Genomic DNA, 16693 nt, shown 5'->3' on the forward strand with positions numbered 1-16693 from the left:
GAGGGGGAGAGACCGACATGCCGACCTGCCCTAACGGCCACCACCAGTCGGCGGCCGAAGACTGGTGCGAGGTCTGCGGCCACCGGATGTCCGGGGCCGCGGCGCCCGCCGGGAACATTCCCGCCCCGCCACCGCCGCCGCCCTACCCCCATCCGGCGCCCGGTCCCACCATGGCCGCCGAGCTGTGCCCCCAGTGCCGCACGCCCCGCGAGGCCCATGCGCCGTTCTGCGAGGAGTGCCGTTACAACTTCCTCAACCAGACGGCCTCTTCCTTCGCGCCCCCGCCGCCCATGGCACCCATGGCGCCCAACCCCTACCAACACCCCTCGTCCGCCCAGCCGTTCAGCTACTACGACTCCAGCTCCTCCCAAGTGCACCGGGAAGCCGAGCCACTTGGGCCGGACCCGGCGGCGCAGCCGGAGCAGAGCGAGGGCGACTGGATGCTGCCCCCGCCGCAGACCGCCCCGGCCGCCGGCTGGTACGCGGTGATCGCCCCGGACCGGGAGTACTTCCGGTCGATGATGAACCGCAGCGGCCCGGAGGCGGCCGGGCTCAACCTGCCCGCCTACTCCCCCGAGCAGCGGATCACCCTCACCGGCCCCCAGGTCACCATCGGCCGCCGCCGGCACAGCACCGGCGAGTCCCCCGATATCGACCTCTCCCGTCCGCCCGAGGACCCCGGCGTCTCCCACCAGCACGCGGTGCTGGTGGAACAGCCGGACGGCAGCTGGGCGGTGGTGGACCAGGACTCCACCAACGGCACCACCATCAATGGCTCGGAGGACTCCATCCAGCCCTATGTGCCGGTGCCGCTGCGGGACGGCGACCGGGTGCATCTGGGGGCGTGGACCACCATCACCGTGCACCGGTCCTGAGCCGCCGGTGCTCCGCCGGGCGTCTGCGACCATGGAGGGGTGAATGAGATGCGACGCGGCACGCTTGAGGAGCAGACCTTCTATGAGCGGGTCGGCGGCGAGCAGACCTTCCGGCGCCTGGTGCACCGCTTCTACCAGGGCGTCGCCGAGGACCCGCTGCTGCGCCCGATGTACCCGGAGGAGGACCTCGGCCCGGCCGAGGAGCGGCTGGCGCTGTTCCTGATGCAGTACTGGGGCGGGCCCCGGACCTACAGCGAGCAGCGCGGCCACCCCCGGCTGCGGATGCGTCACGTTCCGTTCACCGTCAACCGCGCCGCTCATGACGCCTGGCTGCGTCATATGCGGGAGGCGGTGGACGAGCTGGAGCTGCCCCCGGCCGAGGCCGGGGAGCTGTGGCGCTATCTGACCTATGCCGCCGCCACCATGATCAACTCCCCGGGCTGACGGGTCGCTCGGGGGCGCGGGGCGACTGCACCATGCGGCTCCGCCGCGTGGGCGCGACCAGCCCAAAGACGACCCGCGTCCGAAACGCAGAGCGGTGGCCCCACACGGACCGGCCGACCCGGGGTCTCAGGCCGGGGTGACGGTCAGCCCGGACAGCCCACCGGTGCGAACCGCGATGGACCCGTAGGGAGTACGCAGCCGCAGCCAGCCCCCGGCGGCGAACAACGCCAGGCCCTCCGGGGCGCCCGCCGGGCGCAGAAAGCCCAGCGACTGGGCGGCGTGCACCGCGCGCAGCGGCAGCCCGGTCCCGCCCAGGGTGCGGGACCAGATCTCCCGGCCCATCCGGTCGCGCTCCTGCCGGGTACGGTGCTGCTCGGGCAGGGCCGCGTCCCGGGTCCGGAACTCGGCCACCGCCGTGGCCAGCGCACCGCGCACCGCGGCGGGCTCCGGCAGGCCGGAGACCTGCCGCCAGCCGCCGCGCGGGGGCAGCACCCCGGCCCAGGGCGGTCCGGTGACCGCCGGGGGCAGGACGGCCTCGGTGCCCCCGGCGTCCAGCGCGTCCGCCAACTGCCCGGCGGAGACGGTCAGATCGAGGGTGTCGGCCGCCGCCAGCCGGGCGGTGCGGATGGCGAGCACCTCGAAGGACGGCGGCCGGCCGAAGACGCCGAGCACCCCCTGGCCGGCCTGGAGCCGGACCACGGCGGCCCGGTCGTAGTGGATCAGCCGGGCCAGGAAGGCGGCCAGGTCGTCCGCCTCCCCGGCATCGGCCAGCCGCAGCCGCTGCCCTGGTACGAGCGGGGCAGGCGTCATGCCGCGACGGCCTCCTCCGGCTCCCGGTCGTCCCGGAACTCCTCCAGGAACTCCCGCTCCCGGTCGGTGAGCCGGCGCGGGCGGCCCCGCTCCAGGTCGAAGGGGACCACCACAGTGGTCGCCCGGGCGTAGGTGTGCTCCTCGTCCTTGACCTCATAGGCCACGGTCAGCGAGGAGGTGCCCACCTTGGTCACCCAGGTCTCCACGGTCACCGGGGCATGCCGGTGCACCAGCGGATGGAGATAGTCGATCTCATGGCGGGCCACCACCGAGCCGCCCGCGAAGGATCCCTCACCGGCCCGGGGCGCCGTCTTGAACATGAAGTCGATCCGCGCCTCTTCCAGATAGCGCAGGAAGACCACATTGTTCACATGACCGAAGGCGTCCATGTCGGACCAGCGCACCGGGCAGGAGTAGACATGACGAGCCACGCTCAGCCCCGGGTCAGCTTCTTGTAGCTGGCACGGTGCGGACGCGCGGCGTCCGGGCCCAGGCGCTCGATCTTGTTCTTCTCGTAGGACTCGAAGTTGCCCTCGAACCAGAACCACTTGGAGTCGCCCTCGTACGCCAGGATGTGGGTGGCGACGCGGTCCAGGAACCAGCGGTCGTGGGAGACCACCACGGCGCAGCCGGGGAAGTCCAGCAGCGCGTTCTCCAGCGAGGAGAGGGTCTCCACATCCAGGTCGTTGGTGGGCTCGTCGAGGAGCAGCAGGTTGCCGCCCTGCTTGAGGGTGAGCGCCAGGTTGAGGCGGTTGCGCTCACCGCCGGAGAGCACCCCGGCCGGCTTCTGCTGGTCCGGGCCCTTGAAGCCGAAGGCCGAGACATAGGCGCGCGAGGGCATCTCGACCTGGCCGACGTTGATGTAGTCCAGCTCGTCGGAGACCACGGCCCACAGCGTCTTCTTGGGGTCGATATTGGCGCGGGCCTGGTCCACATAGGAGATCTTGACGGTCTCGCCGACCTTGATGTCTCCGGAGTCCGGGGTCTCCAGACCCTGGATCATCTTGAACAGCGTGGTCTTTCCGGCGCCGTTGGGGCCGATGACGCCGACGATGCCGTTGCGGGGCAGGGTGAAGGACAGGTCGTCGATGAGGACCTTGTCACCGAAGGCCTTGGAGAGGTTGCTGACCTCGACCACCACATTGCCCAGGCGCGGCCCCGGCGGGATCTGGATCTCCTCGAAGTCCAGCTTCCGCATCTTCTCGGCCTCGGCGGCCATCTCCTCGTAACGGGCCAGTCGCGCCTTGGACTTGGCCTGGCGGCCCTTGGCGTTGGAGCGGACCCACTCCAGCTCTTCCTTGAGGCGCTTCTGGCGCTTGGCGTCCTTCTGGCCCTCGACCTTCAGCCGGGCGGCCTTGTTCTCCAGGTAGGTGGAGTAGTTGCCCTCGTAGGGGTGGGCGCGGCCGCGGTCCAGCTCCAGGATCCACTCGGCCACGTTGTCCAGGAAGTAGCGGTCGTGGGTGATGGCGACCACGGTGCCGGCGTACTTGGCCAGGTGCTGCTCCAGCCAGTTCACCGACTCGGCGTCCAGGTGGTTGGTGGGCTCGTCGAGCAGCAGCAGGTCGGGGGCCTCCAGCAGCAGCTTGCACAGGGCCACCCGGCGCTTCTCACCACCGGAGAGGTTGGTGACCGGCCAGTCGCCGGGCGGGCAGCCCAGGGCGTCCATGGCCTGCTCCAGCTGGGCGTCCAGGTCCCAGGCGTTGGCGTGGTCCAGCTCCTCCTGGAGCTTGCCCATCTCCTCGAGCAGCGCGTCGGAGTAGTCGGTGGCCATCTGCTCGGCGATCTCGTTGAACCGGTCGAGCTTGCCCTTGATCTCCGCGACGCCGTCCTGGACGTTCTCCAGGACCGTCTTGTTCTCGTCCAGCTTCGGCTCCTGCATCAGGATGCCGACGCTGTAGCCCGGGGAGAGGAAGGCGTCACCGTTGGAGGGCTGCTCCAGCCCGGCCATGATCTTGAGGACGGTGGACTTACCGGCACCGTTCGGGCCGACCACACCGATCTTCGCACCGGGCAGGAAGCTCAGCGTCACGTCATCGAGGATGACCTTGTCGCCGTGCGCCTTGCGCGTCTTGCGCATGGTGTAGATGTACTCAGCCAAGAGAAACCGTCCGGCAATCGAGAAGGGCCAATGTGCGGCTCCGCCGCATGAGGGCAGACACATCCATCTTGCCGTACCGGCCGCCCTGGGCGGAAACGCGATACGGCCGTGGCCCGGCGCGACGGGCGGCCGCCGGGCCGCCCGCCCCGCCCGGCGCCTACTTCCCGGCCGCCGTCCTCTTCCGGCGCAGCAGGAACACCACGGCGCCGCCGGCCGCGATCAGCGCCCCGCCCACCCCGGCAATCAGCGGGGCGGTGCTGCCGCCGCCGGTCTGGGCCAGCGGGCGGCCGTCGGTGCCGGAACCGCCGGTGGAGCCGGTGCCGCCGCGGCCGGCCTGGGTGACCAGGGCCTCCCCGGTGGGCGCGGGGGCGGCTATGCCGGTCCTGCAGTCCAGGACGCCGGTGAAGGTCCGGTCCAGACCGCCGGGCCCGGTGACGCCGATCTTGTAGTTCTGGTCCTCGCCCACCTTGACCAGGGTGGTCTCCGAGCGTCCGGCGGCCACGGTGTGCTTGCGGCCGGCTATCCGGTAGCCGAAGGGCCGGTCGCCCCGGTTGTCCACGGTGATCTCCACCCCACCCCGGGCACAGTCCCGCTTGGCGCTCACCGCGGGCGCCGGGCCCTGCTTGGCCCAGGTCACGGTGGCGTTGGCGGTCACACTGCCGTCGCTGGACCCGGCCAGGACCATGGTCTGGGTCCTTATGCCGTCCCCGGTGAGGACCCGGCCCACCGGGACCTTGGTGGTGGCCGAGGCGGTGATCGAGGCGGCGCCATCGGCGGCCCCGGCCGGGACCTGGAAGAACAGCTGCCCGCCGTCGGCCGTGGTCTTCACGGGCTTGCCGTTTTTGTCGGTGACCCTCACTCCCCGGCTCGCGGCCTCGGGGCCGGGGGTGAGGGTGACGCTGTCGGCCTTGGTGTGCACCGTCACCGGCCCCAGCCGCCGCCCGGGCCGCCCGGAGACGGCGGGCGGGGTCAGGCTCAGCGAGGCGCCGGGCTCGTCCTGGTTCTCGGCGTGGTCATAGAGGTAGTCGGCCAGCTTCTGGGCCGCGGGGCTCACCGCCTTGACCTTGGCGTGGTCGGAGTAGCGCCAGATGGCCACCTGGGTGCCGGCGGCGGCCTGCCGGTCGTCCAGCGACCCCACCCCGGCCTTCTGGGCCAGCGCGGTCAGGTCGTTGACCTGGGGGTAGGAGTTCTGCAGGATCCAGCGGATCCGGCCGGCGTCGGCATTGCCCTGCAGCGAGGACTCCCGCCAGCCGGCCTCCTTGTAGTGAGCGCCTTCCACGGTGCCGGTGTTGATGTCGATGCAGTAGGTCTGCAGCGAGCCGCCCTTGTCCACATCCATGGTGAACAGCCCCGCCCGGACCGGGCCCTTCTGCGGGCTCTCCACGGTCACCCAGTCGCTGACGGTCAGCTTGCCCAGGGTGGCCGAGGCCCCGCCCGCGTTCTGCGGAGTGTTCTGCATGCTCTGGGTGTTCTGCGGTGCGTCCTCCGCCGCGGCCGGGCCCGCGGTGGCTATCGCGCCCATGGCGAGCAGACCGGCCGCGAGGGCGGCCGCGACAGGACGGGCGGCACCCCGTCTCCGCACAGACTTCATGGATTTCCTTTCGGGCGAGCGCGGTTGACGCACACCGGCCTGTCGAAATCTCGTCTCGCCAGGCAACTCGGAGATCGGCGGCCCCCGTTGTACCCACCGGATCCTAGGGAGCGCGCACAACCTCCAGGCTGCGGAGGCCGATCGAGCGGTGATCCGAATCGGAATCGTTATCGGATGATGGTGTTCCGCTTGGGATTGTCGACAAATCCCCAGAGCAAATCCCCCGATTCCCCCCGGCCCTGCCGGACGCCCTCGGAGACGCCCTCAGAAGGGGGCCACCACCATCGGCTCGGCGGCCGGCGCTCCCTGACCACCCGCTTCACCGGCCCCGGTCCGCGCCCCCGGATCCGTGGCATCCGCCGGACTCGCGGCATCCGCCTGACTCGCGGCCTCCACCGGATCCGCCGGCAACGGCCGCACCTGGCTGACCCGTCGGAACACCGAGGTTCCCCGCGCCAGGTCATGCCCGACCGACACCGCGTCAATATCCGCCGACAGCCAGTGCTTTCCGTCCCGCTCCTGGCTGGTGATCCGCAACTTGCCCCGGACGATGAGCGGTTCGCCCAGGGTGACCGAGGCCACCACATTGGAGGCCAGCGTCCGCCAGGCCCAGACCGTGTAGAAGCTGGTGTAGGCATCCGCCCACTCCTGCCGCCCCTTGTCCCACCGCCGCACCGTCGCCGCCAGCCGGAACCGGGACACCGCCGCCCCGTTCGCCGTCTCCCGGAAGTCCGGCTGGGTCGCCACATTCCCCACGACCGTCACCAAGGTCTCGTTCACCGTCATCGCCTCCCCCGCCGAGCGCCGGGCTGGTCCCGGCCGATGACGCCCATGCTGCCCATGATCGCCAGATCCCGCTGAGGGCTGTGGACCGGCGAGCGGCTGTGGAAAAACCCGTCACCCTCACGGGCAGCAGGGCACTCCCGCCGCCCCTCAGCCCTCGCCCGTAGCGATCACATACTGGGCCCGGACCTCCCGGTAACGCAGCAGCTCCGCCGCCACCGGCTCCAGCACCCGCTCCCGCCCGCACCCCGCCGCCCCGGCGCGCAGCCGGCGCTCGGTCTCCAGGGCGTATCCCTTGGCCGGTCCCCGCGCCGCCACCCGGCAGCACCAGGCCAGCAGCGGAGCCCCCGCCCCGCCCCCCGCCGACACCACCGGCGGCAGCCACCAGGGACCGCCCAGCTCGCCCAGCAGCACCCCCGACAGCCAGGCCAGGCCCAGCAGTTGGGTCAGCAGCAGCACCGCCTGGCCGATGGCCGCCATCGCCCACCACCGCGGCCGCACCGGCCGCACGGCCGCTCCCGCCCGCGTACGCCCCACACCGGTGCGCCGGCCGCCCGTACCCGGCCACCGGCCCTTCGCCGGCGGCACCGGGGCCCCGGCCGCGCCCACCTCGTCCAGCGCCTCCGCCAGCCCCCGGGCCCCGCGCACCGCCGCCTCGTGCACCGCCTGTGCCCAGGGCCCCGGCAGCCCGTCCGATGCCTGCTGCGCCAGCACCCGCACCGCCTGCTCCACCAGCGGCCGGGACGCCGTCCGGCGCGGCGCGCCCTCCGCCCCGGCCAGGGTGTCCCCGCCCGCCGTGTCCTTGCTCCGGATCCGCCCGTACCAGCCCCGCAGCCGTCCCCAGGGGGTGCCGCAGGCGCGTTCCGCCTCGCGCCGCCACATCCGTTCCGCCGCCAGGCCGGAGGCCCGGGCGCCCACCGCCTCGGCCAGCCGGTCCTCGAAGTCCCGGCGTGCCCGGTCGGTCAGTCCGGGCCGCCCCTCGGCCACATACGCCGAGCGCAGCCGGGCCGAGACGCCGTCCACATCGGCCGCCAGGCGCAGCTCGGCGGCGCACCGCCGGCCGGCGAACTGCCCCAGGGTCTCCCGCAGTTCGCCGACTCCCTCGCCGGTGAGGGCGGACAGCGCCAGCACCGCCGCCCCCGGCTCGCCGTGCTCGCCCAGCGCCAGTCCGTCCTCGTCCAGCAGCCGCCGCAGATCGTCCAGCACCTGGTCCACCGCCTCCGGGGACAGCCGGTCGGTCTGGTTGAGCACCACAAAGGTCACCTCGGCGTAGCCGGCCAGCGGCCGCAGATAGCGCTCATGCAGCACCGCGTCGGCGTATTTCTCCGGGTCCACCACCCAGATCACCGCGTCCACCAGCCCCAGCAGCCGGTCCACCTGTTCCCGGTGGCCGGGGGCGGCCGAGTCGTGGTCGGGCAGGTCCAGCAGGATCAGGCCGCTGAGCGCCGGGTCGTAGGGGCGCGGCGGCTGGCGGCGGCAGCGGGGCGGGATGCCCATCCGGTCCAGCAGTCCGTCGGCGCGGTCGGTCCAGGTGCAGGAGATGGCCGCGGCGGTGGTCGGCCGCCGCACCCCGGCCTCCGAGAGCTGGGACCGGGCCAGGGCGTTGAAGAGCGTGGACTTGCCGCTGCCGGTGGATCCGGCGATGGCCACCACGGTGACGTCCAGCGCATGGCGCTGCCGGGCCGCGGCCTCCTCCAGCACCCGGCCGGCCTCGGCGAGGGTGCCCGGGTCCAGCCGGGCCCGGGAGAGCCCGACCAGTTCCCGCAGGGCGTCCAGACGTTGCAGCAGTGCCCCGCCCAGGGCGGCCGCCGACCGCTCCCGGCCCGCCTCGCCGGTGTGCTCCGCGGCCTGCGGCCGTGCCTTGTCCTCCGCCTCGGACCGCGCCCGGCGCGCGATCAGGCCGTCGTCCCAGGAGCGGTCGGCCCGCTGCCGGGCGGGTGGTCTGCCGCGCTCACCACGGCCGTCGGCGACGGTCACCGGGTCACCTCTCCTTCTTCAGTACGGACAGGGCGGCGATCAGCTCGACTTGGGGGTCCGGGGTCACTTCCAGGGCGTCCAACGGGGCGATCCTGCGGTCGCGTTCGGCCTCCAGCACCCGCTCCAGACACTCCGTCAGCAGCCGCCCGCCCCGGTCCCGCAGCCGCAGCGCGCCCTGGGCGCCCAGCAGTCCGGCCAGGTTCTCCCCGGCCAGATGGGCCCGCCGGCCGCCCAGCAGCGCGGCGGCGAGCAGCGCGGCGGCCTGGTCGGGGTCGGCGGGGCGCTCCGGGGTGCGCGCCTCCTCCTCGGCCAGCTCCTCCAGACAGCGCCGCCAGTGCCGTACCGCCACGCCGATCCGGGCGCTGACGCCCTCGGCGTCCCGTGGTGCCAGCGCCTCGCCGGCGGCCGGGTCGCCGGCGGCGGCCTGGGCGATCTCCTCGTCGGCGGTGTCCACGGCACAGTTCAGCAGGGCGGCCAGGGCGTGGCAGAGCGCGGTGAGCAGTTCGTCGGAGGTGCTGTTGTCCGGATAGCCGCGCCAGTGGGTCAGCGCCTCCCCGGCCAGTGCCTCGCCCGCGGCGGCCTCCCGCCGGATCCGCTCCAGGGCCCGGCCGTAGGCGTCCTCGGCGCACTGCGACAGCCGTAGCGCCGCGGCGTGCTGCACCGCCGCCGCGTCGGCCAGTCCGGGCAGCCGGCTGCTCAGTGAGGAGAGCACGCCGTCGGCGGTACGGGCCCGGGCCACGGTCCGGGCGGCCGGGTCCTGGGCGCGCTGGGTGAGCCAGGCCCGCAGCCCGGCGACGGCGGTGCCGGGCAGCAGCCCGCTGCCGCCGGCCACCGACTCGGGCAGCTCGGGGATGGTGAAACGGGGCACATCACCCAGCCCGGCGGCCTCCAGCAGTGCCCCGAACTGCCGGGACACCTCCCCGGCCACCTGGTGCGGCACCCGGTCGATCACGGTGACCAGAGTGACGTCGTACTCCTTGGCCGCGCGCAGCAGATGCCAGGGCACTGCGTCCGCGTAGCGGGTGGCGGTGGTGACCAGCACCCAGATGTCGGCGGCGCAGATCAGTTCGGCGGCGAGTTCGCGGTTGCGGGTGACCAGGGAGTCGATATCGGGCGCGTCCAGCAGGGCCAGTCCCCGGGGCAGCGCGCGGTCGGTCTCCAGGCGCAGCCCCGCGGGCCCGTCCTCCTCGGGCTCCTCCTGGTACCCGCCGCCCTCCACGGCCTCCTCGCCCTCCTGCCCCTCGAAGGCGGCGGCCCCGTCCTGGGCGGGCACCACCCAGACCCGGCGCAGTCCGGGCAGCACCCGGGGCCCGGCGAACCAGTGGTGATCGTCCGGATGACAGACCAGCACCGGCGTACGAGTCGTCGGCCGCAACACCCCCGCCTCGGTAACCCGCCGCCCCACCAGGGAGTTGACCAGCGTGGACTTGCCGGCTCCGGTGGACCCTCCCACCACCGCCAGCAAGGGCGCTTCGGGGGCGCACAGGCGGGGCACCAGGTAATCGTCGAGCTGTGCGAGCAGCTCGGCCCGGTTACGGCGGGCGCGGGCGGCGCCGGGAAGGGGGAGCGGAAAGCGCGCGGCGTCAACACGGTCACGCAGTGCGGACAGCGCATCGAGCAGTCTGGGCCGTACATCCAAGGTCGCCACACGCGCAGAATGCCCAATTCTGGTGTGTTTTTGAAGCGTATAGCCCCTGGAGCGCGAGGCGTGGCGAGTGAGACCCTGGCATAACGAGTAGACAACACCCGCCGTGTGAGGCGTGAAAAACGGTGCATGATTCGCACCCGCCTGCGATTATCAGGACCGCTTCACCGAACCTCCACAACGTGTTACGGAGGTGAAGCAACCGGGACGAGGTACGCGGAGCCCTATCCTTGTCCCCGGCAAGGTCACGGCACCACCGAGCCCGGGGCTTCAGCCGTCCGCGACCGCCGCACACCGGCCCCCGTAGCTCAGTGGATAGAGCAGGCGCCTTCTAAGCGCTTGGCCGCAGGTTCGAGTCCTGCCGGGGGCGCCACACGGAGGGGAACGGAAGCCGCGCCGGTCCCGGCCTGTTCCCAGCGCCTCGGCGGCGAGGGTCCGGGTGGCCCACTTGGTGCGAGTGCCGGTGGAGTTGACTGCTCGTCCGCTGCGCGGAGCGGTACCCCGGCGGCTTCGAGCCGGTGCTCGACGAGTGCGCCGAAGTACCTGCGGCGCTCAACGCGTTCAATCGGCCTACAGATCACGGCAGTGAAGATCCCGCTGCGACCGCCAACTCACGCACCCTTACCCCGCGTTCGGCCGCGGCGAGAGGACGTTGACGGGAACGGCTTGCTTTCATACATGCATACATGTATGAAAGCCTTATGCGCAGAACCCCCGAGGAAGCCGCCCAGACCCGCGCGGCCCTGCTCGACGCCGCCCTCTTCACCTTCGCCGAACAGGGCGTCCCCTCGACCAAGCTGGCCGATGTCGCCCAGCGTGCCGGAGTCACTCGCGGCGCTGTATACCACCACTTCGCCGACAAGGCCGACCTCTATGCGGCCGTCATCGCCGAATCGTGGGACACGGTCACCGCCCCCGTATGGGCCGCCCTGGAGGGCGAGGCGCCCCTGGAGAGCCGTCTGTCCGGCTTCCTTGTCAGCTGGCTGCGCCGGCTCCGCGAGGACGCGCGCTTCCGGGCCCTGCTGACCCTCACACTCAACGCCTCCTACGCCCCCGCCCTCGACGAGTCACCCCGCGCACGCGGTTCCTCCGCGAGCCGCGAGGCCAAGGCCTTCGGGCTGGCCGACTGGCAGGGGCGGCTGGGGCGGACCCTGGCCGGCGCCGGCCCCTCCGCCCAGCACGGCGGTGCCGACGGTGCGGGCGCCACCGCTACCCATCTGCTGGCCTGGCTGTGCGGTACCGCGATGCTCGCGGCCGCCGATCCGGGCCTCCTGCCACCGGCCGACGCCTCCGGCGTCGCCCCCGTCATCAGAGGTGCACTCGGATGATTTCCCCTTCCGGCTCCCCCGCCCCCACCGCCGCCCCCTCGACCCGGCCAGGCGCCGCCGTCGCGGTGACCGCGACCGCGTTGGGGGTCGATATGTTCCTCTACGGCAGCCTTGTCCCGCTGCTGCCCAAACTCCCCGCCGTGGGCGGCTCCGCCCTGACCGCGGGTGTGCTCTTCGCCGTGTACGCGGTGGCGTTATTGGGGGCGACTCCCTTCGTCGGGGCCTGGGTTGACCGTCGCGGGCCCCGGTCCCCCCTCCTTGCGGGCCTGGTCGGTCTCGCCGCGGCCACTGTGTTGTTCGCCGCGGCCGTCGATGCCTCCGGAACCGGCGGTCTGACCCTGCTGCTGCTTGCTCGCGCCGCCCAGGGCGTTGCCGCCGCGGCGTCATGGACCGCCGGGCTGGCGCTCGTTGCCGCCACCCACGGTCCGGACCACCGGGGACGCGCCATGGGTGTGACCCTGTCCGCCGTGGGCGTGGGGATTCTCCTCGGGCCCGCCGTCAGCGGACCGCTTGTCGATGCCTTCGGTCCGCATTCCCCCTTCATCCTGATCGCCGTGCTCGCCGCCTGCGACGCGGTCGCCCGCCTTGTCCTGGTCAAGCCGGTGGACTCCGGCGAAGTAAGGCTGCCGTACCAGGTGTTGCTGCGCGGTCCCGGCGCCGGGCTGCTGATCACGCTCACCGCCATGGGCGCCACCGCGATCGCCCTCCCCGAACCCGTACTCCCCCTGCACCTGAACCACCTCGGTATGGGCCGCACCGGGATCGGCCTGGCCTTCGCCATGGCGGCACTCGCCGGCAGCCTCGCCGCACCCGTGGCCGGCGCGCTCGCCGATCGTTCCGGTGCCACTCGGATGGCGGCCATCGGCGCCGCGGTCACCGCGGTGGGGTTCGTCCTGGCGGGCCGCGATTCCATGGCCTGGTCGATCGCCGGCCTGGTCGTCGTGGGAGTGGGCGCCCAGGTCATCCTCGCCCCGACCCTGCTGCTCGTCGGCGGTCTCGCCGAACACGGCCGGCCGGCCGCCTATGGATCGGTGTATGCGCTGTACAACCTCGCCTACACCGGGGGGCTCGTTCTCGCCCCGCTCGCTGCCGGCTCGGTCACCAGGGCGACCAGCGTCGCCGTCACCACGCTGGTGGCCGCCACGGCGGCCGTCGTACTCGCCCTGGTACTGGGCACCCGGCGTCAGCCGGCCAGGACTTCCACCGAGTCCCCGCAGCCGATCCGTCCGGGCCGCTCCACGGAGGCGTAGCAGCCGACGTTGTGCCCGAAGTCGCGGTGCACGGTGCGCAGAAGGGCACGGTCGGCGGGGATGCCCTGCCTGGGATGCGAGATCATCACGCATCGCGGGCAGGGCGCCTCCACGCGCAGCACCGCGCCGCCCACCCGTATCGTCCGGCCCAGCCAGTCGGGCCCGGCCGGGCCCTCGACCACCAGGTTGGGGCGGAAGCGCAGCACGGCGACCGGGCTGCCGGTGGCCCGTTCCAGGGCCTCCAGGTCGCCGGTGGTGACCAGGTGGACGGGGAAGGCGTCGAAGTAGGTTCCGGGAATGGTCTGGAATTCGGCCACCTCCGGCGGCAGGACGGACAGGTCGGGCAGCTGCGAGAGGTCCGGCACTCCGAACAGCTCGCACAGGTACCGCTCCACGTCGTCGGGGTAGACCCGCAGATAGTGCTCGCGCTCACGGGCGGGGAGCCGGGGCCGCAGGCTCACCTTCCGGCCGAGGTGTTCGCTCAGGACGTCCGGGGTGGCCGGGTCGTCCGAGGCGGGTGTCCGGCCGTCCGGCAGCCGCAGTTCTACGACGGGTGACGGCCGGTCAGGGTGCGGGGGGCGGGCGTAACGCGGGTGGATGTCGAGCAGCGCCGGGAGCTTGCGGGCGTCGGCGATGCAGCCCCGCTCGTCGTCCAGGACCGCCCACCACCGGTCCCCGAGCAACCCGTCGGAGCCGACCGGGCAGTCGGTCAGTTTCTCACCGGCCATGCTCTTGACCGGGTACCGCCAGACCTCACGCACCATCAGCCGGCCGGTGTGTGTCATGGAGCCTCTCCTTTGCGGCGATACGGGTGCCCGGGCGGGTCGAGGCACCACCGGAATGCGTCGCGCACCTGTCCGGGGGTGACCCGGGCGATGTGTGCCGCATAATCGGCCGCCGTGGCGGCCGGGACGCCCGCGACCTCGTATCCGACGAGCCGTTCGGTGGTGCCACGAGCGGTTTCCAGGGCCTGGTGACCACGGACGATCAGTTGTTCCTTGGCCGGCTCCAGGAGCCCGGGCGCGATGGCCTCCTCGGCAAGGCCCTGGAGGACGGCCCGTACCCGCTCGGCGACCTCGGCCGCCACCCTCTCCTCGCAGGCGGCGGCGCACATGCAGTAGCCGCCCTCGGCGAACTCGCGGCTGAAGGCGGCGAGGGAGTAGGTCAGCGCGCGTCCCCGGCGCAGGCTGCGGTCGAGGAGCCCGCCCCGGCCGCCTGCCACCGCCCAGGCCACATGCAGCGCATACTTGGCCGGCGAGGCCAGCGGCACGCCGGCGGTACCCAGCAGGTACCACGCGCGCCCGGGCCCGGCCGGCAGCGTCCGGGAGACGGGCGGCCGGGCGGGCAGCGGGACGGTGGCCGGGGCCGGGCGGAAGACGGCAGCGGACAGCGCCGCCGCCAGGGCGTCCACGGTGGCGGGGGCCGCATGGGAGAGGGCCACCACCGGAGCCCTGCCGAGCAGTCCGGCCGCGTCCGCGTGGATCCCCTCCGGCGAGCGGGAAGCCAGGTACTCGCTGCGTTCGTCGTGGCCGATGGCATAGCGATGGCCGGAGCCGAACAGTGCTCTGCGCAACGGGTCGGAGTGGTGCTCGGCGGTGGGTGCACCGGCCGGTACGGCCGAGGGCGGCGGGTGGTGCGGCAGTTCGGCGAACCAGTCCGCCAGCCTTCCCAGTGCCCGTGCTTCCTCCGCGGGCGTCTCCAGAGTGAGCCCGGTGAAGTCGGCGGTGGTCACGGGCTCGGCCCGGACCGCGGCCCCGGCGCGCCGGGCCAGGGCGGTCACGGAACGGGCCCAGCCGAACGCGGCCAGGGGAGCGGCGAGTGCCGCGGCCCGGCCGGCCCCGGCCAGCGGCACCGCGAGGGTGGCGGCCGCCACCAGCGGTGGGGGAGCCTCCGCCGCGGGGGGTGCCGCGGTGACGAGCACCGCGCCGCCCGGCAGCGCAATGCGCCGTGGCCCGGTCATGACTGCTCCGGCCCGTCGCCGCAGGAGTCGAGTTGACCGGACCAGCGGGCGACGCAGCGGGCCGCCTCGGGTGCGGTGACGGCGGTGAGCCGGGCGGGCCAGGCCAGGGCGGCGTCGGCACCGAGCCATACGGCCCGGTCGGCCATGGCCTGCACGGCGTGGGCGGAGCGGAGTTCGGGGACCAGGGCGTCGGTGCGCAGCCGGTACGGGCCGTCAGCGCCGAGCAGGGTGTCGTGCACCCCGGCGAGGGCCCGCGCGACGGCGACGGCCGCCTGGCGCGGGCCATTCGCCGCCACCATGATCCAGGTGCAGCTCCGGTCGCGGAGTTCCAGGTGCTGGATGTCGAGTCCGCCGGCGGTACGGACCACACGGCGGGCCAATGCCTCCGGTGCGGCCGCGCCGGGCTCCGGGGGCCGGGTGAAAGCGAAACCGACGGCCTGACGATTCCCTGCCGGGACCTGAGCCATGACGGGCCGTTCGACCAGGTCCCGGCCAGGCCGGCCGGCCACGGGCCGGGGCCCGGGGGCGGCCGGCCGGGGCAGGCCGGCGGCCGCCTCGGCAATGGCATCGGCGTGCCGTTCCGGACGATCGGTCACCAGCAGCAGGGTGGCGTCCTGCGGGCGGTACCAGGCGGCGTGCAGGTCGCGGACGAGCGCCGGGGTGCACCGTGCCAGGACCCCGGGGTCGCCCAGGGTCGGGTGTGCGTGGCCGGTGCCCTCCCACAGGGCGGCGAAGAGGGCTTCCTGGAGGCGCCAGCGCGGGTCCGCGGTGCGCTGTGCGCGCTCGGTGCGGATGGTCGCCAGCTCGTCGGCCAGTTCGGCCTCGGTCACACACAGCGGGGCGAAGGCCGCGGCCAGCAGGGTGGCGGTGGCCACGATGTCGTGGTGGCGCACCAGGGCCTTGTAGAGGGTGTACTCGCGCGAGGTTGCTGCGGCGACCCGGTCGGCGGCCCCGCCCAGGGAGCACCGGACGACGAGGTGTTCCAGGACGTGGGCCAGGCCCTGTTCACGGGGGCCTTCCCCGGCACTGCCGACCGGGATGCGCAGAGCCAGAGCGGCGAGGCGGGTGCCCGGCCGGTCGAGCGCGACAAGGCGGAGTCCTCCGGGGAGGGTGCGCCGCAGCGGGGCGGCCGTGGTCATGGGCGGCATGGCCGGCCGGTGGCGGGGACGAGGGTGACCAGGGTCTGGGCGAGCAGCCGGTCCTTGTCATCGACGGCGATGACGACCCAGTCGCCGGGGGCGAGGTGCGGGTTGTCATCGAGCACCATGTCATGGGTGACAGCGGGCTGTTCGGGGGTGCAGACCAGTTCGGTCCGGTGGATGACGCCGACCGCCTCCCAGGCAACGGCGATGTGCTCGGGTCCGGTGAGGCCGGTGAGGGAGAGCGAGAAGCGGGCCACCCGGCGTCCTTGTGCGTCCCGGGTGAACCGCAGGTCAGCGGCGTCCAGGGCGAGCGGGCAGACGTACTGGGAGGTGAAGGGGTAGGGGACATGGCGCCCGGCCCGGTCGAAGACAACGGCCTGGACGGCGAGCAGCCGGTTCTCGCCGTCGTGGACGGAGGCATGGCAGTAGTCCCGGTCGCGGCCGTCCTCGAAGAGGACCAGGACCTCGGAGGTGGCGGCCGGTTCCTCGGGGGTGAGGGTGCGGTGGTAGATGCGGCATTCGTCGCGGTCGACGAAGAAGAACTTGTGGGTCACGGTGGCGGGGCCGGTGAGCTTGCCGACGGCGCTGGTCAGGGTGAGCCTGATGCCCGTACCAAGGGGCTGGGTGTCCACCGTGAGCTGAAGCGGGCTGCTCTCGGGCGGTAGTTGACGGCTGGACACATGCCGGGCGAATGCCTCGCGGATGTCGCTGGTGTGCGCGAAGTCGTCCTTGCGGACCATGCCCACCACTTGCCGGGCGTCGAAGGAAGGGGGTTGCATACGGGTTCGGT

The 16693-nt window shown here is 73.2% G+C and carries 15 protein-coding genes and 1 tRNA gene; 5 read left to right on the forward strand and 11 right to left on the reverse strand.

What is annotated here, in order from left to right; genetic code table 11:
- The first annotated feature begins 17 nt into the window (after nt 1-17).
- Complete coding sequence (locus CV755_RS17715) at nt 18-875, forward strand: FHA domain-containing protein (RefSeq protein WP_109281189.1); 858 nt, start codon at nt 18-20, stop codon at nt 873-875.
- Between the two features lie 39 nt (nt 876-914).
- Nucleotides 915-1319 carry a globin gene (locus CV755_RS17720; RefSeq protein WP_161968713.1) on the forward strand — a complete coding sequence of 135 codons (405 nt, stop codon included), beginning with the start codon at nt 915-917 and terminating at the stop codon, nt 1317-1319.
- Between the two features lie 126 nt (nt 1320-1445).
- On the opposite strand, the gene CV755_RS17725 is transcribed toward CV755_RS17720, so the two are convergent.
- The 7 genes from CV755_RS17725 to CV755_RS17755 all read right to left on the reverse strand — a co-directional run bounded on the left by CV755_RS17725 (nt 1446) and on the right by CV755_RS17755 (nt 10217).
- Nucleotides 1446-2129 carry a DUF8010 domain-containing protein gene (locus CV755_RS17725; RefSeq protein WP_109281190.1) on the reverse strand — a complete coding sequence of 228 codons (684 nt, stop codon included), beginning with the start codon at nt 2127-2129 and terminating at the stop codon, nt 1446-1448.
- Nucleotides 2126-2560: an acyl-CoA thioesterase gene (locus tag CV755_RS17730; protein WP_109281191.1), complete on the reverse strand. Its 435-nt coding sequence runs from the start codon at nt 2558-2560 to the stop codon at nt 2126-2128. The genes CV755_RS17725 and CV755_RS17730 overlap by 4 nt, the downstream gene beginning before the upstream one ends.
- Before the next feature lie 2 nt (nt 2561-2562).
- The gene (ettA, locus tag CV755_RS17735) at nt 2563-4227 is read right to left on the reverse strand and encodes an energy-dependent translational throttle protein EttA (protein WP_109281192.1); all 1665 of its coding nucleotides are present in this window, start codon (nt 4225-4227) and stop codon (nt 2563-2565) included.
- 157 nt (nt 4228-4384) lie between these two features.
- Nucleotides 4385-5818, reverse strand: coding sequence for a thioester domain-containing protein (locus tag CV755_RS17740; protein ID WP_109281193.1), 1434 nt, complete (start codon nt 5816-5818; stop codon nt 4385-4387).
- 264 nt (nt 5819-6082) lie between these two features.
- Entirely contained in the window at nt 6083-6598 is a 516-nt protein-coding gene (locus CV755_RS17745) for a single-stranded DNA-binding protein (RefSeq protein WP_109281943.1), read from the reverse strand.
- Nucleotides 6599-6751: 153 nt separating this feature from the next.
- Entirely contained in the window at nt 6752-8578 is a 1827-nt protein-coding gene (locus tag CV755_RS17750; RefSeq protein WP_109281194.1) for a GTPase, read from the reverse strand.
- Nucleotides 8579-8582: 4 nt separating this feature from the next.
- Nucleotides 8583-10217: a dynamin family protein gene (locus tag CV755_RS17755; RefSeq protein WP_109281195.1), complete on the reverse strand. Its 1635-nt coding sequence runs from the start codon at nt 10215-10217 to the stop codon at nt 8583-8585.
- A gap of 303 nt (nt 10218-10520) precedes the next feature.
- Between CV755_RS17755 and CV755_RS17760 the strand changes: the two genes are divergently transcribed.
- From CV755_RS17760 to CV755_RS17770, 3 genes are all read left to right on the forward strand, one after another.
- A tRNA-Arg gene (locus tag CV755_RS17760) sits at nt 10521-10596 on the forward strand.
- A 328-nt stretch (nt 10597-10924) separates the two neighbouring features.
- Nucleotides 10925-11551, forward strand: coding sequence for a TetR family transcriptional regulator (locus tag CV755_RS36210; protein WP_241561266.1), 627 nt, complete (start codon nt 10925-10927; stop codon nt 11549-11551).
- On the forward strand, nt 11548-12801 hold the full coding sequence (locus CV755_RS17770) for an MFS transporter (RefSeq protein WP_109281196.1): 1254 nt from the start codon (nt 11548-11550) through the stop codon (nt 12799-12801). Before CV755_RS36210 ends, CV755_RS17770 begins: the two co-directional genes overlap by 4 nt.
- On the opposite strand, the gene CV755_RS17775 is transcribed toward CV755_RS17770, so the two are convergent.
- From CV755_RS17775 to CV755_RS17790, 4 genes are read right to left on the reverse strand one after another with little or no spacing between them, the layout of a single operon-like run.
- Nucleotides 12735-13586, reverse strand: coding sequence for an MOSC domain-containing protein (locus tag CV755_RS17775; RefSeq protein ID WP_109281197.1), 852 nt, complete (start codon nt 13584-13586; stop codon nt 12735-12737). The genes CV755_RS17770 and CV755_RS17775 overlap by 67 nt on opposite strands.
- Nucleotides 13583-14761: an insulinase family protein gene (locus CV755_RS17780; protein ID WP_109281198.1), complete on the reverse strand. Its 1179-nt coding sequence runs from the start codon at nt 14759-14761 to the stop codon at nt 13583-13585. The genes CV755_RS17775 and CV755_RS17780 overlap by 4 nt, the downstream gene beginning before the upstream one ends.
- Nucleotides 14758-15900, reverse strand: a complete 1143-nt coding sequence (locus CV755_RS17785) for a M16 family metallopeptidase (protein ID WP_161968714.1) — start codon at nt 15898-15900, stop codon at nt 14758-14760. The genes CV755_RS17780 and CV755_RS17785 overlap by 4 nt, the downstream gene beginning before the upstream one ends.
- The gene (locus CV755_RS17790) at nt 15897-16682 is read right to left on the reverse strand and encodes a DUF5944 family protein (protein WP_109281200.1); all 786 of its coding nucleotides are present in this window, start codon (nt 16680-16682) and stop codon (nt 15897-15899) included. The genes CV755_RS17785 and CV755_RS17790 overlap by 4 nt, the downstream gene beginning before the upstream one ends.
- Between the last annotated feature and the right edge of the window lie 11 nt (nt 16683-16693).

The sequence above is a fragment of the Streptomyces orinoci genome, assembly GCF_003121295.1.
GTDB lineage: Bacteria > Actinomycetota > Actinomycetes > Streptomycetales > Streptomycetaceae > Streptomyces > Streptomyces orinoci.